The sequence below is a fragment of the Streptomyces sp. NPDC058653 genome (genome assembly GCF_042716895.1).
In the GTDB taxonomy this organism is placed as follows: domain Bacteria; phylum Actinomycetota; class Actinomycetes; order Streptomycetales; family Streptomycetaceae; genus Streptomyces.
In genome coordinates this window covers 1-21,102 of sequence record NZ_JBHXRM010000069.1, presented here as the reverse complement: position 1 = coordinate 21,102, position 21,102 = coordinate 1, and the positions used below count along the sequence as shown (strand labels likewise).

The window sequence follows — 21,102 nt, the reverse complement described above, 5'->3', positions numbered from 1 at the left end:
AGCTGCGCCATTCCCTGACGGCGCGTCTGAAAGATTACCGAACGTCACCGTCACCGAACAGGGAATCGGACAGCGCGTACGGGGTATTCGGGCCTCTGCCGAGCGAGGTCAGATGCTGTTTCATCGCCACCGTGAACCGCACTCCGTGCTCGGTGAGTTGATGGCTGTCGAGCAGGAGCGGGAGCGCGTCGGCGACCTGTTCGCGGTAGTCCTCGCGGCGCGCGTGGGCCGCGCGGCGGGCGGCCGGGGCGGCGCCGGGGCGCTCGGCGATGCGCGACCAGAGGTCGGCGAGCGCGAGATGCGCGTAGGTCCCCTGGAGGACGCCGTCGAGCGGGCGCGGGTCCTTGCGCCACGCGACGCGGTGGACGGCCGAGCCGTCGGCGTGGTGCAGCGTGACGAGGTCGGCGAGTACGGCGAGTTTGCTGTGGGCCAGTTCGTGCACGAGCACCTCGGCGAACCGTCTGGCGGTGTCGGGCAGCGCGGTGTGCACGGCCCAGGGCGCGGCCCTGAGGGTGCCGCTGGAGGCGCCTTCGCCGGCCGGTGCCATCGGGACCACGGACCGTAAGAGCCCGGTGACTTCGGCGGCGCGCCAGGGGTCGGCGGCCGACAGAAGGGTGAGCGCGGCGCGCCAGCGGGTGACCCAGGCGGCGCGGTCCGTCCGCGGGGGCGTGTCCGTGGCGACGAGATGTCCGGTGCCGAGGTCGTCGAGCCGGCCGGCGCTGCCGGGCAGCACGGCCAGGGCGGTCCAGCCGGCCCCCGCGCCCCGCCCGTCGGGGCGCAGCAGGACGGATCTGGCCCGGCGGCCGACGGGGGTGAGGACCGTGCCGCGCGGTCCCGAGCGGACCCGTACGTGGGAGGCGCGGACGTCCTGGGCGCCGATGCCGGGCAGGACGAGCCGTCCGCCCGTGCCGGGCAGCACGGTGTCGAGCCTGGCTCCGGTGGTCAGGGCCGTACCGACGGCGATGCCGCCCAGCGGGTGGAGGACGGCGGCGAGCTCGTCCGGTCCCGGGGCGTTGATGGCGTCGACGACCCAGCCGCCGACGGCGGGGTAGTCGAGCTGCCGCCGCGCGGCGCCCGGTGCCGGTGACTCGGCCCGTGCCAGCAGCCGCCAGTCGCGGTCGAAGGCGGCACGGGCGGCCGGGGTCAGATCGCTCCGCCCGACCCGGGCGAGGAGGGCTTTGAAGAGGACCAGCCGGCGGCTGTGCAGCGCGGCGTGCAGCAGGTCCAGGTCGTGCGGCCGCTGGCGGGTGGCGGCGAGCCTGGCGAGGGTGCCGGGCGGAACGGCGAAGGTCCCCGACGCCGGAGCCATTACCTCCGCTCCGCTGCGAGAGTGGCCGAATCCCGCCGTCGCGGCGGCCGGTTCACTCCCCGTCGTTCCACGAGTCGGTGAACGAACCCGGGCAGCGGAGCACGTCCTCGACAGCCGCTGTCAGCGCCTCGTCGTCCAGCCCCTGGAGAGTCCGCAGGTCGACACCGGTGAGATCGGGGAGCACGGGACTCCCCGGAATCCCGGTCCCACCCCTGTGTTCCGCGGTTCCGGGCACACGTTGCTCCAGCACGCTCTGCTCCTCCCCGATGCCCCCGAGGGCGTGTGGTGAAAGTCCCGCCTTGCGCTCGCACACACCAGACGCCGGTGAGCACCGCTCTGCGGGGCGGACGGCGCCACGTCCGCGGCATGCCGTGGGAGGCGCTGCCGCGAGGGTTCTACTTCCCGAGGCCCACGATTCGGAAACCCGTACGCCACACAGGGAGTTGGGGTTCGGGCCAGGGCGCCGGGCTTCGGGGACACCTCATGGGGAGCGCATGCCGGGCGCGTGGAGGCATGGACCGGTCGCGCGACGCGGAAGGCCCCGCGACCGGTACACGTCCGTCCATGAGCCCCGCCCGGGCGGGTCAGCCCCCCAGCGCCTCCGCCCGCTCGCGGGTCGCCCGTACCTCGTCCTCCGGGACCGGGGTGCCGAGGTCCGCCAGCCGGCGCCAGTGACCGGTCGCCGCGCGGTAGTCGGCCCTGGCCGCCAGCGGCCGTGCCATCCGCTCGTACAGTTCACCGCGGCCGTGCAGGGCGCGGGCCGCCGTGAGCGAGGGCGATTCGGCGGCCTCGCGCAGGGCCCGGCCGTAGGCCGACTCCGCCGAGGCGAAGTGCGACTCCGGGTCCGGCAGATCGAGCCGCGCGCCCGCCAGCGTCAGCCAGGAACGGGCCCGGGTCCCCGGGTCGGCGGCGCGGCGCGCCGAGAGCTCCAGCAGATGGCAGCCCTCGTAGACGTCGGGCAGGAAGCCGCTCCCCGCGCCGTCGCCCCGGTACCGGTCCAGCAGGGCCGTACCGAGCAGCAGATGCAGATGCCAGCGCAGCGGGGCCGCGGAGGAGACGTTGGTGAGGGCCTCGCGCAGGATGCCCTCCGCGCGGTCGGGGCTCCGGGTCTCGCTGAGCAGCATCTCGCCCCACTCGGTGAGCAGTTCGCACCGGACGTGGCTGTCGCGCGGTGCGCTGCGCTCGGCCTGCCGGTACGCGGTCGCCGCCGCCTCCCAGTCCCGCGCCTCGCGGTGGACGCGCGCCCGCTCGCGCCGGGCGCCGAGCACGAGCGGGGCGCTGTCCTCGGCGGCGGACTCGGCCGCGTCCGTCAGGGCGAGGAGCTCCGCCGTGTCACTGTCCGGTGTCAGCCGCAGGGCGGACACCAGGTCGAGGAGTGCGCCGGCGCGCCGGTGGGGCGGCGCCTCCTCCTGGTCCAACAGGAGAATCGCGGAACGCAGTTCACGTGCCGACGCGATGGCGGGCTCCTCCCCGTCGCTCTCCGTCCTCGCGAGGTCGAGCAGGGCCCGGCCCATCCGGAGCCGGCGCGCGGTCTCCGTCGTGAGGTCTTCCCCGCCGGTGACGCCGGTCAGCCCGGCCACCGCCGCGCGCAGCCACCGGGTGTCGCCGTCCTGGCGCCACAGTTCGTGCCGGACGTCCGCGCGGGCGACCGCCGTCGCCGGCTCCTGTCCCACGAGCAGCCGCTCGGCCCGGACCAGCAGCCGGTGCGCCTCCGCCGGATCACGGCGCGCCTCCGCCGTGTTGGCGCGGGCGAACAGCACCCGCCCCAGCAGATGGCGTGAGCGTTCGCTGCCCTCGGACGCGAGCGCCGCCTCGGCGAGCGCCTGCGCGTCGAAGAGCATCTGCCGGTCGCGCCGGTCCCGCCAGAGGCCGAGCAGCCGCTCCACCTCGTCCAGCCTGCCGGGCACCGGCCGTACGGGCTTGTACCAGCGCACCACCCGCGCGGGGACCTGCGCGAACAGCTCCTCGTCGGCCTGCGGCCCGCCGTCCGGGTCCTCGGGCACACTCGCCTCGCCGGCCTCCACGCCCTGGAGGCGGGCGACGGCCAGGGCGGGGAAGTTGCGCATGCCCTTGCCGAAGCGCCGGGTGACGTACTCCGACAGATACTTCAGCACCAGTTCGGCCGCGCCCCGGTCGAGCATCTCCAGCAGCAGTTCGCGTACGCCGGGCGCGAAGTCGTAGCGGGGGCCGGGCACGTCCGGCATGTCGGGCAGCCGCTCCAGGAGCCCGCCGAGGAGCACCTCGGCCAGCTGCATGGGGCCGGTGTCCGGGAGCAGCGCCTCCTGGACGAGCTGCATGACCGGCAGATAGAGCGGTACGGCCGCCAAATGCACGGCCAGCTCCAGCGCGCCGGGCGACGCCCCGGAGCGGAAGTCGCGCAGCCGCGCCTGCGGGGTGCGTGCCCCGCCGTACGGCGCCGCCGCGGGCTGCGCCGGGTGCTGCGGCAGCACCCAGCCCGCCGCGCCGCGCATCGAACGGGTGCCGGTGCCGCCGAGCAGCTGGGCCCAGTTGCCGAGGACCCGGTCGGTCGGCAGCAGCACGGGCACGGGGCGTGCGCCGGCGGGCGGCGCCTCCAGGCCGTGTCTCTCGTCGGCGATGAACCGCATGCCGCGCCCCACACCGGGCTCGTGCACGAGCGTCCCCGGATCGGCGGGCAGTGCCGTACGGTCCCACAGGCGCGGCGGCAGTGGCTGGACGACGGCGATCTGGGAGGCCTCGGCCCAGCGGTACAGCAGCCGCTGGGCACCGCCGGACTGCCACAGCGGCCCCACGCAGTCGCTGATGACGAGGGTGAGCCGGCGTCCGGTGATGTCGCGGTGCTGGTCGGCGGGGCGCAGCCGGGTGTGGTGCGGGTCGGGTCCGGTGCCGGCCATCGCGGAGCCGTCCGGTCCCTGGTGCAGATAGTGCACCTGGACATCGCGGAAGGCGCCGAGCCGTTCACAGGCCTGCCGGAGCCGCTCCAGCGTCAGCTGCCACACCGACGCGGTCGGGGAGGCGTCCATCAGGAGCTGGATCTCGGCCTCCCGGTGCGCGGCCGGGCGGCGTACGGGGCGCAGGAGGCCGTCGGCGGCGCTGCGCTCGGCGGTCGCCTCCTCGTCCAGCTCCGGACCGAGGACCGGGTGGACGGGCGGGCGGTAGCCGCGCAGCGGTCGCAGCGCGCGTTGCAGGCCGAGCATGCCGGAGAGGGCTCCGGTGGCGGGGGCCCGTATCGGGAAGGACCGCGTGGGCACGCTGTCGCCGCCCGAGGGGGCGTAGAGCGAGAGGGGCGCGGTGTGCTCGGAGGTGCGGGGCGGGGGCTCGGGCCGTGGTGCGGGGTCGCCGGCCGGCGGCCGCACGGCCTTGTCGGACCCGGTCGGCCGGGTGGTCGGAACGTCATGATGCCCCGGACCCTTCCCTGTCCGCGGCCGCGGGTCCGTCAGACGCGCCAGCCAGACGGCCTCGGCCAGCTCTCTGGCCGATACGTCGCGGCCGGCCGCGCGCAGTCGGCCGACCAGCTCCGCCAGCCCGTCCGTCGCGGCGGCCCGCGAGGCGCCGGGCGCGCGCCCCGGCCCGCCACCCTGCGCGCCGCCGTCCGTGGGGTCGCCCGCCCGCCCGGCCGGCTGCTGCTCGGGCCGGTGGTCCGGGCGCCCCTGGTCACCCGGGGGCGGTCGCGGGGTGGCGCCGGGGGGCGGGTCGGGGATGGTCACGCCATCACCTCGGACGGTCGAGAGGGCGGAGCAGCATCTCGGCGAGCCTGTTGCGGGTGACCTGTTCGGCGTTGGCGGCCCTCTGTGTCACATAGAGCGCGTTCAGCAGCTGGTCGGTGGCGACGACCTCGCCGGGCTCGCGCTGGAGGAAGCGCTCGATCAGTTCCGCGCCCTCCTCCAGGGCCTCCTCGCCCAGATGCGCCGCGACCATCGCGGCGAGCTGTTTCTCGCCGGGCGGTTTGAGGTCGAGCTGGATACAGCGGCGCAACAGGGCGGCGGGGAAGTCCCGTTCGCCGTTGGAGGTGAGGATGATGAAGGGGAACGCGGTGCACCGCACCCGGCCGCCGACCACGGTCACGGGTGTCCCGTCGTCGGTCAGGACCTCGGTCGCCGGCTCCCGCTCGGCGCGCCTCTCCAGCTCACGGATCGTGAACTCGCCCTCCTCCAGGACGTTCAGGAGGTCGTTCGGCAGATCGATGTCGCTCTTGTCGAACTCGTCGATGAGCAGGACCCGGGGCAGCCGGTCGGGCGAGGGCAGCAGCGCCGTACCGAGCGGGCCGAGCCTGATGTACGAGCCGATGGGCGGCTGCGTCACCGCGTCGCCGGACACCGCCCGGTCGAGCTGCACGTCCTGGAGACGGCCGATGGCGTCGTAGTGGTAGAGGCCGTCCTGGAGAGTGGTGCGGCTGACGATCGGCCAGCGCAGCACGCGGCCGAGCCGCAGTTCGTGCGCGACGGCGTGCGCGAGCGTCGACTTGCCGGTGCCGGGCGTGCCGGTGACGAGCAGCGGACGGCGCAGCTGGAGCGCGGCGTTGACGGCCTCGACCTCTTCGGGGCGCGGGTGGAACGACTCCACGAGCCGGCGTTTGACGCCCAGTCGGCGGGCGTTGTCCACCTCTTCGGTGTGCGCCCCGTCCGGTGCCTCGTCCCCCGCCCCGTCCGCCCCGTCCGCGCCGTCGGAGCCGCGCGCCGTGAACTCCCGCCAGGGAGGCGGATCGGGTAATTGCCGCGCACCGTCGTGCGGCAGTCCCGCTCCTCGGTAGATGCGCCAGTCGCTCACTGTGGGCTCCTCATCGATGTCGGCCCGGCGTGCGCCCGGCATACTGGACGTCCGTACCCCGCTCGGCCGCTCATACCCCCTCCGCAGCAGGTCACTTGGGGGCACCTGCCTGTCATAGGGGCGGGGCGTGCAGAGGTTCGTCGGGAAGCGCCGGCCTGTGGGGTGGATCGTAGATGAGGACGATGTGCCGTGCCCAGGCCGTGTCCTGGTCGGTACGTTCGGTGTCCGCGCTGAGGTTGCGCAGCACCCGCACCCGCTCGCGCAGCGCGCTCCCGGTGGGTGCCTCGCGCACCAACTGGGCGGCCCTGCGGTAGAACTCCGCGCAGTCGTCGTGCCCGTCCTCGGCGGCACGGCGGCACAGCACGGCGACATGGCCGGCGTGGAAGGCACGCGTCAGGACGCGTGAGCCGCGCCCGGTGGCCGTACTCGCGCAGTACACCGGCAGCGAACCGCCCGCGACGCCCGCCGTGCTCACCGACAGCCGCGCGTACGCCGCCTCCTCGCCCTCCGGCGAGGTGGCCGTGTGCCCCCCGTCCGGTACGTCCAGACAGAGCGGTACGGCCACCAGCGGTCCGTGGTCGGCCGCGCGTCTGCCGCGGTTCCACTCCGGAGTCACGCCGTCGCGCCGGCGCAACTGGTCGCGCAGGGCGACGACTCTGCGCCGTCCGATCGGGAGGGTGTGCACGCTGGGCGGTTCGTCGGCGCCCGGGAGGCGGGAGCGCCATTCGTCGACGGGCTCGTCGAAGAGCGCGCGGGGCAGCAGGAAGTCGACGGCCGCCAGGTACTGCCCGGCGTCGGCGCGGGCCAGCGCCTCGCTCAGTCCCTGGCGTACGGCGGCCTCCAGACCGGTGCGCGGGACACCCTCCTCGTCGTACCGGACGGTGGTCGTGCCGCCGTCGGGGTCCAGCAGCTGTACGCGCCAGGGATGGGTGCCGTAGACCTCGGGCTCGATGACGACGAGCACGTCGTCATGGGCGGCGTCGCCGGGAACGGCGCCTCCGCCCGCCCCGCCGTCGGCGTGGTCGCCGCCGGCGAGGAGCTCCAGGCTCTCCTCCCGGATCACGTCGGTCTCCAGGGCGTTGGCGGCCGTCTCCACCCAGTGGCGGAGCTTCTTGGCGGCCGGGGTGTCACGGGGAGCGCGCAGGGTGCCGTACACCATGGCCGCGTACAGGACGACGGCTTCCTGTTCGAGATCCCGTCCCACGAGGGCGCCTTCGGTGTGCTCGCGCGGGTCGTAGAGCAGCCCCGAACCCTCGCGCCAGCTGCGCGGGTCGTTGGACTCGATCCGCTGCGGCGCCCGCAGCAGCCGCCGGCTCGCGCCGTTGACCAGATGCAGCACCTGGCCGGGGCCCGACGGCGGTTCGACGTCGGCGAAGAGCCCGTACAGCTGCGTACGCGACTGCGGGGAGAAGCTGTGCGGCTGGCCCTGTGCCACCGCGAGGCGGGTGTGCAGCCGGGGCCAGCTCTCGCCCGAGCCCTCCAGGCGGCGCAGATGGTGCCGGTCGTGGCCGCCGATGAGCTCCGCCCAGAGGGATTCGGCCCCTTGGTCGCAGAGCGTGCGCAGCGCGGTGACGGACTCGGCGCGGCCGATCGTGGCGTCGCCCTCGCCCTTGCCCTTGATGACGCCGATGACCGATCCGTACCGGGTGTCGACGACGGGGCCGCCCGAACAGCCGTGCAGCACCAGGCCGTTCTGGAGCCACATCGGGTTTCTGCGGCGTCCGCCGGTCGCCATCGCCGTCGTGGAGAGGAACTCCTCCCCGCCGTACCCGCCCGTCGTGTCCGCCCAGCCGTACAGCTCGACCTCGGCGGGCGTCGGCGCCGAACGGTCGCTGAGCCAGAGGCAGTCGGTGAAGTCCGCGCCCGGCACCCGTACGAGCGCGAGATCGTGCCCGGCCAGCACATGGGCGATCTCGCCCTCGAACCGCTCGTCGTCGTGGGTGGTGACCGTGACTGTGCCCCCTGGCTCCCGCTCCATCGCACCCACCCTCTTGTCCACGACATGCGCGCAGGTCACGACCCATTCGGGGGCGACGAAGAATCCGCTGCCCCGGAATCCGGCACTGTCTCCGTCATACCCGCGAGCGACGGGACCGATGCGGACGACTCCCCGGCTCACGGGGTCTTCGAGGGAGCTCATGAGTGAACACACGGGGAGTACGAGGGCGTTGGAAGGGCGCGCACCGGTACGGCGTGTTCCGGAACGGTGCGTCCTGGAACGGCCCCTTCCCCCGCGCCGGGCTCTCCACAGATCCGAGCGTCTTTCATCCGCACCCCGTTCCCCCGAAGTTGAGGCAAGTGGGACGAGGCTAGCCCGATGATCCCGAAGTGGGGAGTGGTTCCGGTCCCGGCGAGCCCTGGGGGCGGGGCGGGACCGCCGGGGCGGGGACCGTGGGCGGGGCTCCGGGAGGCGGCGGTATCGGCGGGCCGCCGGGTGCCGGCGGCACCGGTGGACCGTCCGCCGCGGGGGTCGCCGGCTCGGGGGCGGCTGTCGCTCGGTCTGCCGCAGCGGCGTCGCGCTCGCGGCCCGGCTGCCAGGTGAGGGTGACGGAGATGGACGCCTTGGCCTCCCCGTCGGCCAGGACGGCGGCCACCGCCGCGCCCGGCTTCATCGCCAGCTCGATGCCGAACGTGGCGCTGACCTCGCTCGGTCCCGCCGCCCGCGCCGCGTCCATCACGGTCGCGCCGACCGCCGCGATCACCTCGTTGACGCGGGTCACTCCCGTCCGGAGCCGGTCGACGGCCCCGACGTCCTCGAAGGCCGACCCGTCCGGACGCAGCACGGCGACCCTGGCGAGGATGACCTGCCCGCCGGGCAGGACCACCTCCCGTACCTCATGGCCGCCTCTTGTGTCGCGGTCCACCGCCACCCCTCCCCCGCTCGTCCCGCACCGGTGTGTGCGGGATATCTCCCCTCCCGACCAGGTAGTTACGCTGTTCGCATGTACTTCACCGATCGCGGGATCGAGGAACTGGAAAAGCGGCGCGGCGAGGAGGAGGTGACCTTCGAGTGGCTGGCCGAGCAGCTGCGTACGTTCGTCGACCTCAATCCGGACTTCGAGGTTCCGGTGGAACGCCTGGCGACCTGGCTGGCGCGCCTGGACGACGACGAGGACGAGTGACCGGTCCCGGCCGTCGCGACCGCCCCCTCTCCCGGCTCCCCCGCCTCCCCCGACTCGAACACGCGCAGGCATCGCGATAGGTCTTGACTTCCCCTAGCCACGATATATCGTGTTGAAGAAGAGACGCGATATGTTGCGTCGTGGCCGGCCCAGGGGAGTCAGCACCATGGCAGAGTCGACGTGGGAAGTCAGCGGGCCGAAGAAGCTGACGTTCGACGACCCGGTGACGGCGTTCAGCGTGCGCGTCACGAACGGCACGGTCAACGTCGTCGGCATCGACGAGACCGTACTGTCCGAGCAGGGCGGCGCGCGCCTGGAGATCTCCGAGATCCAGGGCCCGCCCCTGATCGTCACCCGTACGGGCAGCACGCTCACCGTCGCCTACGAGGACCTGCCCTGGCAGAACTTCCTCAGCTGGTTCGACCCCAAGGACCGCCGCCGCCACGCCGTCGTCACCCTCTCGGTGCCCGCGACGGCGAGCGTCGAGGTCGGCGTCGTCGGAGCGAGTGCCGTGATCTCCGGGATCAAGGGTCGTACGGAGGTCTGCGGCGTGCACGGCGACACCACCCTCGTCGGCCTGGCCGGCCAGGTCCGCGCGGAGACGGTCTCCGGGAACGTCGAGGCCCAGGCCGTCACCGGTGACCTCCGCTTCCAGTCGGTCTCCGGCGATCTGACCGTCGTGGACTGCGGGGGATCCTCCGTGCGGGCGGACTCCATCAGCGGCGACATGGCCATCGACCTGGAGCCCGCGGGCAGACCCACCGACATCAAGGTCAACACGGTCTCGGGCGAGGTCGCCATCAGGCTGCCGCACCCGACGGACGCGACGGTCGAGGCGAACACGACGAGCGGTTCGCTCTCCAACGCCTTCGACGACCTGCGCGTCGGCGGACACTGGGGCTCCAAGAAGATCACGGGCACGCTGGGAGCGGGTACGGGGCAGCTCAAGGCGCTGACGTTGTCCGGCTCGATCGCCCTCCTAAGGAGGCCGGCGTCGGAGGACCCGTACGGCGCGCCCCGGCCGCCGGCGGATCTCCCGCACGGGGGCGCACCCGTGGACACCGCACCATCGGACGCCGACGCGGACGACGCGACGCCGGCCGACAAGAAGGAGCTCTGACATGCCCCCCGTTTTCGCCCACGGCCGTCTCCGCCTCTATCTGCTCAAGCTGCTCGACGAGGCTCCGCGCCACGGTTACGAGGTGATCCGCCTGCTGGAGGAGCGCTTCCAGGGCCTGTACGCGCCCTCCGCCGGCACGGTCTACCCCCGGCTGGCCAAACTGGAGGCCGAGGGCCTGGTCACGCACGCCACCGAGGGCGGCCGCAAGGTCTACTCGATCACGGAGGCGGGCCGCGAGGAGTTGGCGGGCCGCAGCGGTGAACTGGCCGATCTGGAGCTGGAGATCCGCGAGTCCGTCTCCGAACTCGCCGCGGAGATCCGGGACGACGTACGGGGCGCGGCGGGCCAGCTGCGCAACGAGATGCGCGCGGCTGCGGCGTCCGCCTCGGCGGGCACGCCGTCCGGCTCCGCCGAGTGGGAGAAGACGGGCGGGGACGGCGAGTCCTGGCGCGCGGCGAAGGAGGAGCTGCGCCGCGCGAAGCAGGAGTGGAAGGAACAGGCCCGCCGCGCGAAGGACGAGTCCCGCCGGGCCCGCGAGGACGCCCAACAGGCGCGCCGCCAGGCCAAGGAGGCGCAGGAGAAGGCCCGCCAGGAGATGCTGCGCATGGCCAGACAGGTCCAGGAACAGGTCCAGGGCCACTTCGCGCACGGTGACTGGCCGACGGGTGTGTGGGAGGGGCTGTCCGAGATGTCGGCGCAGCTGGGGGGTCTGGCGACGGGCTCCAAGTGGCCTCCGTTCGGTACCCCGGAGACGGCGGACACCGACCGCGCCGCGAACACCGACCACGCCTCGAAGACGGACCACTTCGCTGACACCGACCGCGCCGCGAAGACGGGTCCCGCCTGGGGCGAGGACACCCCCAGGACGGGCGACCCGGCCCGCGACCTGGACCGTCTGCTGGACCGCTTCCGCGACGACATCCGCGACGCGGCCCGCGACCACGGTGTGACGGAGGCTCAGCTCGCGGAGGTCCGGGGCGACTTGTCGGCGGCGGCGGCCCGCGTCCTGGCGCTGCTGCGGGGGCCGACGGCGTAACGGCACGGCTGGAAGTACGGACACGGTTGTCCTGCCGGCGGATCCGGGCCGGGCGATCCGGTGGCCCCCGGACCCGCCCCGCTCCTGGTCGTGGAAGACTCCGTCCGTGCCCACCTGGATAACCGCGCGCCGCCTGGGCGCCACCGCCGTGCTGTACGCCGTCTTCGTCGGCGGCTGGTTCCTCGGCCAGCCCCTTCAGGGCGTCGGCTGCGACTCCCCCGGACCGACGACCGCGCTCCGGGGCCCCGACACGTTCACGGAGCCAGGCCGGTTCACCACCGGGATCTCGTCGTTCGCGCGGGGGGCCGTCACCGTCCAGGTCGTCGACAAGGCGATTCTGGTGAAGTGCGACGGGACGGCCCGTCCCAGGCTGCTGGCCTGGGTGACCGGCGACTGGCGCTGAGGGGCCACACGGCGGGGCCGGTGCCGTACGGCCCCCGGTCAGGCACCGGCGCCGCGCGCGGCCCCGACCACCGCCCCGGACCGCACCGCACCGCACCGGTCAGCCGGAGCCCGCCGGGGTGAAACCCTCCCCGAACAGCGCCCGTTCGACCGCCCCGTACGTCCCCCCGTGCTCCGCGAGCACGTCCGACACCACCCCCGGCCGCGCCGTCAGCGCCAGCAGGATGTGGCCGTCGTCGATCGCCTTGTCACCGCGCCCCAGCGCCACCCGCAGCGACTGCTCCAGCGCCTTCTTCGCCTCGGGCGCGAACTTCTTGTGCGACGTCCACCCGCGCCGCCCCGACCCGCGTACTCCCATCGCGCCCGCGCCGTGCGTCTCCTCGACCTTCGAGACGATCCGCCCGACGTCGATCCCGATCTCCGCGAGCGCCGCCGCGTCGGCGGACGACATCCCGCCCCGTCGCCGCGCGTCCGCCAGCCCCGCCTCGACCGAGGCCCGCTGATCCAGGATGCCGAGCGAGGCGAAGGCGAACGCCGACCGGGTCCCCCGTGAGTCGAGCAGCGCGAGCAGCATGTGCTCGTCGGTGACCCGGGGCGACGCCGTGCGTTCGGCCTGGGCGACGGCGCCCGTCACCACGGCGCGCGCGCCCTTCGTGAAGCGTTCGAACATCACTGCCTCCCGTACTTCTTGTGTACCGCCTGCCTGCTGACCCCGAGCTGGGCCGCGATCTCCTGCCACGACCAGCCCTGGTTCCGGGCGCTGCGCACCTGGACGGCTTCGAGCTGTTCGAGCAGCCGCCGCAGCGCGGCGACCGCTCGCAGCCCGACGCGGGGATCGCGGTCGCCCGCCCGTTCGGCGAGATCCGTTGCATCCGTCATGGCTGTCAATTTACGTTGACAAGCCGGTCGCGTCAACCAAAATTGACACGCCGGTCGGGCGCCGACCCGTGCCCCAGCCTCAGCCGCGCAGCCGCCTCGCCCAGCGCCGTAGTACGGAACGGCGGCGGGCAGGCCTCCTAAGGTGTGAACGCCCGGACGGAACAGGGCCGTTGGCGGCCCGGCGGTCCGGATCGTCGGGCGAGGGCAGCGGGAGTCGCCGCTCGGCCCCCGCCTGGATCTCGTGGTGCGCCTCGTGCGCGGTCACCCGGAACGCCTCGTCGTACGAGGCCATCGCGGCGGTGATCGCCGCGCCCGCGCTGCCCCGTCTGCGTACGAGGAGCGCGAGCCACCCGAAGAACCCCATGACCGCCGCGAGGCAGCCGACCACCGTCAGCAACGGCAGCAGCGCGGTCACGACATCCCTCTCAGCGGGTCAGCACGATCTTGCCGAACAGATCGCCCGCCGTCATCCGCTCGAAGCCCTCGCGGGCCCGGTCCAGCGGCAGGACGGCGTCGATCACGGGGCGGATGCCCGTCGCCGTACAGAAGGACAGCAGGTCCTCCAGTTCGTCCTTGGTGCCCATCGTCGAGCCGACGATCCTCAGCTCCAGGAAGAAGATCCGGGTCAGCTCCGCGTGCGAGGGCCGGTCGCCGCTGGTGGCGCCGGAGATCACCAGCGTGCCGCCGGGCCGCAGGGACTTGATCGAGTGCGACCAGGTCGCGGCGCCGACCGTCTCCAGGACGGCGTCCACACGGTGCGGCAGCCGCGCGCCGGGCTCGAACGCCTCGGTGGCGCCCAGTTCGACCGCGCGCTTGCGCTTCGCCTCGTCGCGGCTGGTGGCGTACACCCGCATCCCGGCGGCCTTCCCGAGCACGATCGCGGCGGTCGCCACACCGCCGCCCGCGCCCTGGACGAGGACGGAGTCCCCGGGCCGTACGCCGGCGTTGGTGAAGAGCATCCGGTACGCGGTCAGCCACGCGGTCGGCAGACAGGCGGCCTCCTCGAAGGTCAGCGCGGCGGGCTTGGGCAGCAGATTCCAGGTGGGGACGGAGACCTGCTCGGCGAAGGTGCCCTGGTGGCGCTCGGTGAGGATCGAGCGGGGCTCGTGGGGGCCGACGCCGTGGCCGGTCTGGCCGACGACGGAGTGGATGACGACCTCGTTGCCCTCCTCGTCGATCCCGGCGGCGTCGCAGCCGAGGATCATGGGCAACCGGTCCTCCGTGATCCCGACCCCGCGCAGGGTCCAGAGGTCGTGATGGTTGAGCGAGGCGGCTTTCACGGTCACGGTGGACCAGCCGGGGCGCGGCTCCGGAGCGGGGCGGTCGCCCAACTCGAGGCCGTTGATGGGCTGGTCCCGGTCGATGCGGGCTGCGTAGGCGGCGAACATGACCTCGACCCTAGAGCGGGGGCGGGACACACGGAACCACACGCGTGTGTGAGGCGAGTCCCGTCCCCGGCCCTGGACAGTGCCCTGTTCACTGCCCGGCGTGTCAGTCCCTCCGGTACTGCGCGGGCGACGACCTGGTCGCCGGGTCCTCGTACGCGCCCGCCCTGCCCCGGTCCACATGGAACGTGGTCAGGGTGGAGACGGGAGAGGCCGGGTCACGGCGGTCCTCGATGACCCGCATATGGGTGCTGAAGCGTTCCGGCGTGACCTCGTACACGTCGTAGCCGTAGTGGTTGCCCTCGAAGTACTGGAGATGCGGGTTGGCCGCGCCCATCAGCGGGCCGTTGTCGGCGTTCCACCCCGCGTCGTACGCGCCGGAGCTCACCGAGTGCGCGGTGAACTCCGTTCCGATGACCGGCGATTCGGTGTTGTCGTAGTCCGGCCGGATGTCGTCGACGAACGCGGAGTGCCAGTCACCCGTGAGCACCACGAGGTCTTCGAGGCCGCTGGTGCGTACGTGCTCCAGCACCTCCTCGCGCTCGCCGAGGAAGCCGTCCCACTGGTCGGTGAACATGAAGCCGCCACCGGGCCGGCCCCGCAGCTGGCTGAGCATGATCGAGTTGGCCCAGACGTGCCAGCTGTCGGGCGCGCGGTCGACGGTCTTCTTCAGCCAGGCCTTCTGGTCGGCGCCCAGGATGGTGCCGTCGGGGAGGTTCTGCGCGGAGCGGTACTGCCGCAGGTCGAGCACGGCCAGCTCCAGCAGGTCGCCCCAGCGGCGCACCCGGTGGATGTCGATGTCCGGCAGGACGGAGTCGCCCGCGCCGCGGTGGGGCTGGTGCTCGTACCACGCCTGGTACGCCGCGGCCCGGCGCCGCATGAACGGGGCGCCGCCGCCCGTACCGCTGTAGTCGTTCACGACCTCGTGGTCGTCCCAGGTGAGGAACCACGGGTGCGCGGCGTGCGCCTCGCGCAGCGACGGGTCGCCCTTGTAGAGGGCGTGGCGGACCCGGTAGTCGTGCAGCGTGAGGATCCCCGGACCGTTGTGGTCGCGGATGTCGCTGCCCTCGGGGCCGTGCTCGTAGATGTAGTCACCCAGGTGGATGACGAAGTCCAGGTCCTCGCGGGCGATGCCGCGCAGCGCCGCGTAGTGGCCCTGGGGGTAGTTCTGGCAGTTGGCGGTGGCGAAGCGGGCGGAGCGGACCCGGCCGGCGGGCGCGGTACGGGTCCTGCCCAGCCTGCTGGTCCTGCCCAGCGCGGTGAACGCGTAGTAGTACGTACGGCCGGGACGCAGCCCGCCGACCGGCACGTGCACGCTGTGCGCGAGGGTCGCGGACGCGGGGACGGTGCCGCGCGCGACGACGCGGCGCAGGGCGCGGTCCTCGGCGACGACCCAGCGGACGTCGACGATCTCGTCGAGCCCCTGCTCACCGGGCTCGGCGAACGGCTCGGGCGCGAGGCGCGTCCAGAGCACGACACTGGTGGGCTGCGGGTCGCCGGAGCCGACGCCGAGCGTGAACGGCGCCTTGTCGTACGTCGAACCGAGCGCCTCCGCGGCCTCGCGGGCCTGGGCGGGCGAGAGTCCGGCGGTCAGTGGCCACACCGCGTTGAGCGCGCCCGCGGCACCGGCGGCCTTGAGCAGATCACGTCTGTTGAGAGTCATGAGTGCCTTCCCGAAGCGGTCAGCCGGAGTGAGATCCCGTCCGCGTAGCCGTCGTTCGACGTGCCCCCGCCACTGCGCGTGAACGAGAGCTGTACGAAGGCGGACCGGGCACCGGGCGGCACGGCGGCCTCGGCGCTGCGCTCCAACAGGGCGGTGGCGTGGCCGCGTTCGGCGGCGCCGACGGGGCCGAGGACGGAGAGCGCGAGGGGGGTCCCGGCACGATCGCGGAACTCGACGGACAGCCTGACACCGTCCTCCTGCCCGGCGTAGCCACCGAGCCACCCGCTCAGCACGTACCGCACCCGGCCGGCGTCGACCGCACGGTGCCCGGTGGCCCCGGAGGCGGGAAGAACCGTTTCCTGTACGAGGACGGTGACGGGGCTGTTCCCCCCGGAGAAGAACCTCGCCCCGGCCTCGCCGCCGGGCCCGGGATCGCCGGGCGTGGGATACCCGTCCCCGACGTCGTACCCGACGAGCGCGGGCGCCCCCTTCCGCACCTTCCAGCCGACGACGCTCCCGACGGGCTCGGCGGTCCCGCCCGGCCCCTTCTCGGCATCTCCGTTGACAAGCAGATTCACCAGCGCCTCCTCTTGGCCATTCCTCGGCGCGAGGATCCCACCAGGCGCGGATGAATGACCGGGGTCGCTTGGGTTGCGGTTGTCCGTGACGGGGCTTGGCGGGGCGGGGTGAACGGGGCCGGGGCGGTTGCCGGGGCGGACGCGAACTCCCTTGTGGGGGCTGAGCTCCGTTCGACGCGGAGCACGCCCCGTACGGCTCGGGGAAGGGGCGCACGCGCCCGCCGCCCCCTCCGTGACCACGACGCCCGGCCCCGGGGGCGACCCCCGGGACCGGGCGTGGGCAGGCGAGTTGGGCTAGCGGCGGGCGACGCCCTCCGCGCGGGCCGCCGTCGCCACCGCCGACGTCACCGCCGGGGCCACCCGCTCGTCGAACGGGGACGGGATCACGTAGTCCGCCGACAGTTCGTCACCGACCACGTCCGCCAGCGCGTTCGCCGCCGCGATCTTCATGCCCTCCGTGATGCGCGACGCCCGCACCTGGAGCGCGCCCGCGAAGATGCCGGGGAACGCCAGCACGTTGTTGATCTGGTTCGGGTAGTCGCTGCGCCCCGTCGCCACCACCGCCGCGTACTGGTGCGCGATGTCCGGGTGGACCTCCGGGTTCGGGTTGGCCATGGCGAAGACGAACGCCCCGGGGGCCATCGACGCGATCGCCGGCTCCGGGACCGTACCGCCGGAGACGCCGATGAAGACGTCCGCGCCCGAGAGCGCGGCCTCCAGCGAGCCGGAGAGACCCCCGTGGTTCGTGATCTCGGCCAGCTCGCGCTTGACGTCGGTCAGGTCGTCGCGGTCGGGGCTGACGATGCCCTTGCGGTCGGCGACCGACACGTCGCCGATCCCCGCCGCCAGGAGGAACTTCGCGATGGCGATCCCCGCCGCCCCCGCCCCCGAGATGACGGCGCGCAGCTCGCCGAGCGTGCGCCCGGTGAGCTTGGCCGAGTTCCGCAGGGCGGCCAGCGTCACCACGGCCGTGCCGTGCTGGTCGTCGTGGAAGACGGGGATGTCGAGCCGCTCCTGGAGCCGGCGCTCGATCTCGAAGCAGCGGGGCGCCGAGATGTCCTCCAGGTTGACCCCGCCGAAGGACGGCGCGAGCCGCACGACGGTGTCGATGATCTCGTCGGTGTCGGTCGTCGCCAGCGCCAGCGGCACCGCGTCGACCCCGCCGAACTGCTTGAAGAGGATCGCCTTCCCCTCCATCACGGGGAGCGACGCCTCCGGACCGATGTCCCCGAGCCCGAGGACCGCGGTCCCGTCGGTCACGACGGCGACGACCTGGGACTTCCAGGTGTAGTCGTGGACCAGCTCCGGGTTCTCCGCGATCGCCGTGCACACCTTGGCGACGCCCGGCGTGTACGCGAGGGACAGGTCGTCCTTGTCCCGGACGGGCACGGTCGCCTGGATCGCCATCTTCCCGCCGCGGTGCAGCGCGAAGGCGGGATCGAACGGCTCGTCCGTGGCGTCGTCGGCGATGCCGTCACCATCGCCGAGCGCTCCCCGGACGCTTTCACTTTCGCTCTCGCTGCGAGGATTCACGATCTCCGCTGCCATGTTCTTGACCCCTTAAGTCTCTTCATCAGTTGAGGGTGTCCACTCCTGGGTTACGGAGGGGTGGGCGGGCACCGCGTACATGACCTGTTATCGGCGGTTGGAAGGCCGAACAGGAGGAGGTACATACGCGCCGGGCGCACCGCACACGCGCCCTGAGCCCCGGATGAGGGGTGTCGGTGTCCTTCATACCGGACGGACCGGATCGGCGGGTCGCCCATGAAACCTTCTACAAGCGGTGACATGACTCATAGCGGAGTTTGACGACACTTCCGCCGCACGACACGAAACCGCCCGGAACGGCGAAAGAGACCGGAGATTGTCCGGCCGGAAGAAGGCATTCCAGTAGATGGTCCGGTCTTGATCCGCCGGTCCCCCGGTACACGGGGGTCACCCGTTATCCGATTTTGACATGGCGGGGCCCCTGAACGGACCAGTCCGAATGGCAAGATGCCCTAATCAGTCACACACGGTCGCGACACTCGATGGCGCGTGCCCACCGCGTGGCAATTCCCTCGTCCGCCGGAGGATCCTCATCATGACCGCCAGCTTCACCAGTCGTACCACCGCCGGGAAGTCCCGGATCGCCGCGGTCGGCGCGATCGCGGTCGCGGGCGCGCTGCTGCTGACCGCCTGTGGCGACCAGACCGACGACGGCGAGAAGGACCCCGCCGCCTCCACGAAGAGCGCCCCGCTGGCCGACCAGCTGCCGAAGGCGATCGCGGACAAGGGCGTCATCAAGGTGGGCTCCGACATCGCGTACCCGCCGGTGGAGTTCAAGGACGACGCCGGCAAGACCGTGGGCATCGACCCGGACATCGCGGACGCGCTCGGCAAGCAGCTCGGCGTGAAGTTCGAGTTCGAGAACGGCACCTTCGACACGCTGCTCACGGGTCTGCGCTCCAAGCGCTACGACATAGCCATGTCGGCGATGACCGACACCAAGGCCCGCCAGGACGGCGTGGACTCCGAGACCGGCAAGAAGGTCGGCGAGGGCGTCGACTTCGTCGACTACTTCACCGCCGGTGTCTCGATCTACACCAAGAAGGGCGACGACAAGGGCATCGCGGCCTGGTCGGACCTCTGCGGCAAGAAGATGGTCGTCCAGCGCGGCACGGTCTCGCACGACCTGGCCAAGGCCGAGTCGAAGAAGTGCACCGAGGGCGGCGAGAAGGCCATCGGGATCCAGGCCTTCGACAACGACCAGCTGGCCCAGACACGGCTGCGCGCCGGCGGCGCCGACGCCGGTTCGTCGGACTTCCCGGTCGCGGCGTACGCGGTGAAGACCTCGGGCGGCGGCAACGACTTCCAGCTCGTGGGCGAGCAGATCGAGGCCGCCCCGTACGGCATCGCCGTCGCCAAGGGCAACGACGAGCTGAGCAAGGCGCTCCAGGCCGCGCTCAACGCGATCATCGACAACGGCGAGTACGACAAGATCATCGCGAAGTGGGGCGTCGACGCCGGCGCGGTCAAGGAAGCCACGATCAACGCCGGCACCTGATCGCTCCCGGCTCCGAAAGGCAGCATCCGTGTCTGTTGAGATATCCAAGTCGGACGGTCCCTCCGACGCTCCACCCTCGGGACCGGCCGGACCGGAGGCCATCAAGGCCATTCCGGTCCGGCACTACGGGCGGTACGTGAGCGCGGTCGTCGCGTTCGCACTGCTCGCGATGATCATCTACGCGTTCTCCCAGGGAAAGATCAACTGGGGCGCCGTACCGGACTACTTCTTCGACGACCGCATCCTCAAGGGTGTCGGCCAGACGATGATCCTCACCATCCTGTCGATGGCCATCGGCGTGGTCGGCGGCATCGTCCTCGCGGTGATGCGGCTGTCGAAGAACCCGGTGATGTCGTCCATCGCCTGGTCGTACATCTGGTTCTTCCGCGGTACGCCGGTCCTGGTCCAGCTGATGGTCTGGTTCAACCTGGGCCTGGTCTTCGAGTACATCAACCTCGGGCCGATCTACAAGGACTACTGGGCCAGCTTCATGACGCCGTTCCTGACGGCGCTGCTCGGCCTCGGCCTCAACGAGGCCGCGTACATGGCGGAGATCTGCCGCGCCGGCCTGCTCTCGGTGGACGAGGGCCAGACGGAGGCGTCGCACGCGCTGGGCATGAGCCACGCCAAGACGCTGCGCCGCATCGTGATCCCGCAGGCGATGCGGGTGATCGTGCCGCCGACCGGCAACGAAGTCATCAACATGCTGAAGACGACGTCGTTGGTGGCGACGGTGCAGTTCTACGAGTTGCTGAGATACGCCCAGGACATCGGTCAGACCTCCGGCGCCCCGGTCGAGATGCTCTTCCTCGCCGCCGCCTGGTACCTGCTGATGACCTCGGTCCTGAGCATCGGTCAGTACTACCTGGAGCGGCACTACGCGCGTGGCTCGCTGCGCACGCTGCCGCAGACCCCGTTCCAGCGGGTCAAGGCCAATCTGTTCTCCCTGGGCCGCCCGAACGGAGGCACGGCATGACCGCCATCGCGAAGACGGCCAAAGGCACGACGAACGGCGCGACCGCGATGGTGAAGGCCGAGGGCGTGCACAAGTCCTTCGGCGCCGCGCACGTGCTGAAGGGCATCGACCTGGAGGTCGCGCCGCGCGAGGTCTTCTGTCTGATCGGGCCCTCCGGCTCCGGCAAGTCGACCTTCCTGCGCTGCATCAACCATCTGGAGCAGGTCAACGCCGGGCGGCTGTACGTCGACGGCGAGCTGGTCGGCTACCGCCAGAAGGGCGACAAGCTCTACGAGCTGCGGGACTCCGAAGTCGCCCTGAAACGCCGGGACATCGGCATGGTCTTCCAGCGCTTCAACCTCTTCCCGCACATGACGGCCATCGAGAACATCATGGAGGCGCCGATCCAGGTGCGCCGTGAGACGAAGGCCGTCGCCCGGGCGCGGGCCGAGAGGCTGCTGGACCGGGTGGGGCTCGCGGACAAGGCGGGCGGCTATCCCTCCCAGCTCTCCGGCGGTCAGCAGCAGCGCGTGGCGATCGCCCGCGCGCTGGCGATGGAGCCGAAGCTGATGCTCTTCGACGAGCCGACGTCGGCGCTCGACCCGGAGCTGGTGGGCGACGTCCTGGACGTGATGCGCGATCTCGCCGAGGACGGCATGACGATGGTCGTCGTGACCCACGAGATGGGCTTCGCCCGCGAGGTCGGCGACGCGCTGGTGTTCATGGACGACGGGGTGGTCGTGGAGTCGGGCCATCCGCGCGAGGTCCTGACGAATCCGCAGCACGAGCGGACGAAGTCGTTCCTGTCGAAGGTGCTGTAGCCGTACAGGCGCGTCGGAGGGGTGGCACCGACCGGGGTCC

20 protein-coding genes are annotated in these 21,102 nt (G+C 72.4%); 7 read left to right on the top strand and 13 right to left on the bottom strand.

Features of this window, described 5'->3' with window-relative positions; genetic code table 11:
* Nucleotides 1-34: 34 nt before the first annotated feature.
* From ACFWU9_RS34830 to ACFWU9_RS34805, 6 genes are all read right to left on the bottom strand, one after another.
* Nucleotides 35-1,309 carry an aKG-HExxH-type peptide beta-hydroxylase gene (locus ACFWU9_RS34830; RefSeq protein WP_384325091.1) on the bottom strand — a complete coding sequence of 425 codons (1,275 nt, stop codon included), beginning with the start codon at nucleotides 1,307-1,309 and terminating at the stop codon, nucleotides 35-37.
* A gap of 52 nt (nucleotides 1,310-1,361) precedes the next feature.
* On the bottom strand, nucleotides 1,362-1,559 hold the full coding sequence (locus ACFWU9_RS34825; RefSeq protein WP_384325090.1) for a hypothetical protein: 198 nt from the start codon (nucleotides 1,557-1,559) through the stop codon (nucleotides 1,362-1,364).
* Nucleotides 1,560-1,893: 334 nt separating this feature from the next.
* The gene (locus tag ACFWU9_RS34820) at nucleotides 1,894-4,995 is read right to left on the bottom strand and encodes an SAV_2336 N-terminal domain-related protein (protein ID WP_384325089.1); all 3,102 of its coding nucleotides are present in this window, start codon (nucleotides 4,993-4,995) and stop codon (nucleotides 1,894-1,896) included.
* 4 nt (nucleotides 4,996-4,999) lie between these two features.
* Nucleotides 5,000-6,055 (bottom strand): AAA family ATPase, encoded by a 1,056-nt coding sequence (locus ACFWU9_RS34815; RefSeq protein ID WP_384325088.1) that lies wholly within the window; start codon nucleotides 6,053-6,055, stop codon nucleotides 5,000-5,002.
* 112 nt (nucleotides 6,056-6,167) lie between these two features.
* A complete protein-coding gene (locus ACFWU9_RS34810) occupies nucleotides 6,168-8,195 on the bottom strand; it encodes a trypsin-like peptidase domain-containing protein (protein WP_384325087.1) in 2,028 nt (675 codons plus the stop codon).
* 169 nt (nucleotides 8,196-8,364) lie between these two features.
* Entirely contained in the window at nucleotides 8,365-8,919 is a 555-nt protein-coding gene (locus ACFWU9_RS34805) for a CU044_2847 family protein (RefSeq protein ID WP_384325086.1), read from the bottom strand.
* Between the two features lie 78 nt (nucleotides 8,920-8,997).
* On the opposite strand from ACFWU9_RS34805, the gene ACFWU9_RS34800 reads away from it, so the two are divergent.
* The 4 genes from ACFWU9_RS34800 to ACFWU9_RS34785 all read left to right on the top strand — a co-directional run bounded on the left by ACFWU9_RS34800 (nucleotide 8,998) and on the right by ACFWU9_RS34785 (nucleotide 11,736).
* Complete coding sequence (locus ACFWU9_RS34800) at nucleotides 8,998-9,177, top strand: DUF6104 family protein (protein ID WP_014048295.1); 180 nt, start codon at nucleotides 8,998-9,000, stop codon at nucleotides 9,175-9,177.
* Nucleotides 9,178-9,343: 166 nt separating this feature from the next.
* A complete protein-coding gene (locus ACFWU9_RS34795; protein WP_384325085.1) occupies nucleotides 9,344-10,297 on the top strand; it encodes a DUF4097 domain-containing protein in 954 nt (317 codons plus the stop codon).
* Between the two features lies 1 nt (nucleotide 10,298).
* A complete protein-coding gene (locus ACFWU9_RS34790; protein WP_384325084.1) occupies nucleotides 10,299-11,333 on the top strand; it encodes a helix-turn-helix transcriptional regulator in 1,035 nt (344 codons plus the stop codon).
* 106 nt (nucleotides 11,334-11,439) lie between these two features.
* The gene (locus ACFWU9_RS34785) at nucleotides 11,440-11,736 is read left to right on the top strand and encodes a hypothetical protein (RefSeq protein ID WP_384325083.1); all 297 of its coding nucleotides are present in this window, start codon (nucleotides 11,440-11,442) and stop codon (nucleotides 11,734-11,736) included.
* 99 nt (nucleotides 11,737-11,835) lie between these two features.
* Here ACFWU9_RS34785 and ACFWU9_RS34780 read toward each other — a convergent pair whose 3' ends face one another.
* From ACFWU9_RS34780 to ACFWU9_RS34750, 7 genes are all read right to left on the bottom strand, one after another.
* On the bottom strand, nucleotides 11,836-12,405 hold the full coding sequence (locus ACFWU9_RS34780) for a Clp protease N-terminal domain-containing protein (protein ID WP_384325082.1): 570 nt from the start codon (nucleotides 12,403-12,405) through the stop codon (nucleotides 11,836-11,838).
* The gene (locus tag ACFWU9_RS34775; RefSeq protein WP_069630502.1) at nucleotides 12,405-12,614 is read right to left on the bottom strand and encodes a helix-turn-helix domain-containing protein; all 210 of its coding nucleotides are present in this window, start codon (nucleotides 12,612-12,614) and stop codon (nucleotides 12,405-12,407) included. Before ACFWU9_RS34775 ends, ACFWU9_RS34780 begins: the two co-directional genes overlap by 1 nt.
* 79 nt (nucleotides 12,615-12,693) lie before the next feature.
* On the bottom strand, nucleotides 12,694-13,029 hold the full coding sequence (locus tag ACFWU9_RS34770; RefSeq protein ID WP_384325081.1) for a hypothetical protein: 336 nt from the start codon (nucleotides 13,027-13,029) through the stop codon (nucleotides 12,694-12,696).
* A gap of 10 nt (nucleotides 13,030-13,039) precedes the next feature.
* The gene (locus ACFWU9_RS34765) at nucleotides 13,040-14,002 is read right to left on the bottom strand and encodes a zinc-binding dehydrogenase (RefSeq protein WP_384325080.1); all 963 of its coding nucleotides are present in this window, start codon (nucleotides 14,000-14,002) and stop codon (nucleotides 13,040-13,042) included.
* A gap of 103 nt (nucleotides 14,003-14,105) precedes the next feature.
* Nucleotides 14,106-15,662 (bottom strand): alkaline phosphatase D family protein, encoded by a 1,557-nt coding sequence (locus tag ACFWU9_RS34760; RefSeq protein WP_384325079.1) that lies wholly within the window; start codon nucleotides 15,660-15,662, stop codon nucleotides 14,106-14,108.
* The gene (locus ACFWU9_RS34755) at nucleotides 15,659-16,240 is read right to left on the bottom strand and encodes a phosphoesterase (protein ID WP_384325078.1); all 582 of its coding nucleotides are present in this window, start codon (nucleotides 16,238-16,240) and stop codon (nucleotides 15,659-15,661) included. The genes ACFWU9_RS34760 and ACFWU9_RS34755 overlap by 4 nt, the downstream gene beginning before the upstream one ends.
* A 294-nt stretch (nucleotides 16,241-16,534) precedes the next feature.
* Entirely contained in the window at nucleotides 16,535-17,788 is a 1,254-nt protein-coding gene (locus ACFWU9_RS34750; protein ID WP_384325077.1) for an NADP-dependent malic enzyme, read from the bottom strand.
* Nucleotides 17,789-18,323: 535 nt separating this feature from the next.
* Here ACFWU9_RS34750 and ACFWU9_RS34745 point away from each other — a divergent pair.
* The 3 genes from ACFWU9_RS34745 to ACFWU9_RS34735 are packed head-to-tail and all read left to right on the top strand — an operon-like array spanning nucleotide 18,324 to nucleotide 21,062.
* Nucleotides 18,324-19,286, top strand: coding sequence for an ABC transporter substrate-binding protein (locus ACFWU9_RS34745; protein ID WP_384325076.1), 963 nt, complete (start codon nucleotides 18,324-18,326; stop codon nucleotides 19,284-19,286).
* Between the two features lie 28 nt (nucleotides 19,287-19,314).
* A complete protein-coding gene (locus ACFWU9_RS34740; protein WP_384325075.1) occupies nucleotides 19,315-20,262 on the top strand; it encodes an amino acid ABC transporter permease in 948 nt (315 codons plus the stop codon).
* The gene (locus ACFWU9_RS34735; RefSeq protein WP_384325074.1) at nucleotides 20,259-21,062 is read left to right on the top strand and encodes an amino acid ABC transporter ATP-binding protein; all 804 of its coding nucleotides are present in this window, start codon (nucleotides 20,259-20,261) and stop codon (nucleotides 21,060-21,062) included. Before ACFWU9_RS34740 ends, ACFWU9_RS34735 begins: the two co-directional genes overlap by 4 nt.
* The last annotated feature ends 40 nt before the right edge of the window (nucleotides 21,063-21,102 follow it).

What these genes read in the sequence shown, in the direction of transcription:
- ACFWU9_RS34830 (WP_384325091.1), bottom strand. Translation starts at nt 1,309, where the DNA reads ATGGCTCCGGCGTCGGGGACCTTCGCCGTTCCGCCCGGCACCCTCGCC.
- ACFWU9_RS34810 (WP_384325087.1), bottom strand. Translation starts at nt 8,195, where the DNA reads ATGAGCTCCCTCGAAGACCCCGTGAGCCGGGGAGTCGTCCGCATCGGT.
- ACFWU9_RS34800 (WP_014048295.1), top strand. Translation starts at nt 8,998, where the DNA reads ATGTACTTCACCGATCGCGGGATCGAGGAACTGGAAAAGCGGCGCGGC.
- ACFWU9_RS34795 (WP_384325085.1), top strand. Translation starts at nt 9,344, where the DNA reads ATGGCAGAGTCGACGTGGGAAGTCAGCGGGCCGAAGAAGCTGACGTTC.
- ACFWU9_RS34790 (WP_384325084.1), top strand. Translation starts at nt 10,299, where the DNA reads ATGCCCCCCGTTTTCGCCCACGGCCGTCTCCGCCTCTATCTGCTCAAG.
- ACFWU9_RS34780 (WP_384325082.1), bottom strand. Translation starts at nt 12,405, where the DNA reads ATGTTCGAACGCTTCACGAAGGGCGCGCGCGCCGTGGTGACGGGCGCC.
- ACFWU9_RS34775 (WP_069630502.1), bottom strand. Translation starts at nt 12,614, where the DNA reads ATGACGGATGCAACGGATCTCGCCGAACGGGCGGGCGACCGCGATCCC.
- ACFWU9_RS34765 (WP_384325080.1), bottom strand. Translation starts at nt 14,002, where the DNA reads ATGTTCGCCGCCTACGCAGCCCGCATCGACCGGGACCAGCCCATCAAC.
- ACFWU9_RS34760 (WP_384325079.1), bottom strand. Translation starts at nt 15,662, where the DNA reads ATGACTCTCAACAGACGTGATCTGCTCAAGGCCGCCGGTGCCGCGGGC.
- ACFWU9_RS34750 (WP_384325077.1), bottom strand. Translation starts at nt 17,788, where the DNA reads ATGGCAGCGGAGATCGTGAATCCTCGCAGCGAGAGCGAAAGTGAAAGC.
- ACFWU9_RS34745 (WP_384325076.1), top strand. Translation starts at nt 18,324, where the DNA reads ATGACCGCCAGCTTCACCAGTCGTACCACCGCCGGGAAGTCCCGGATC.
- ACFWU9_RS34735 (WP_384325074.1), top strand. Translation starts at nt 20,259, where the DNA reads ATGACCGCCATCGCGAAGACGGCCAAAGGCACGACGAACGGCGCGACC.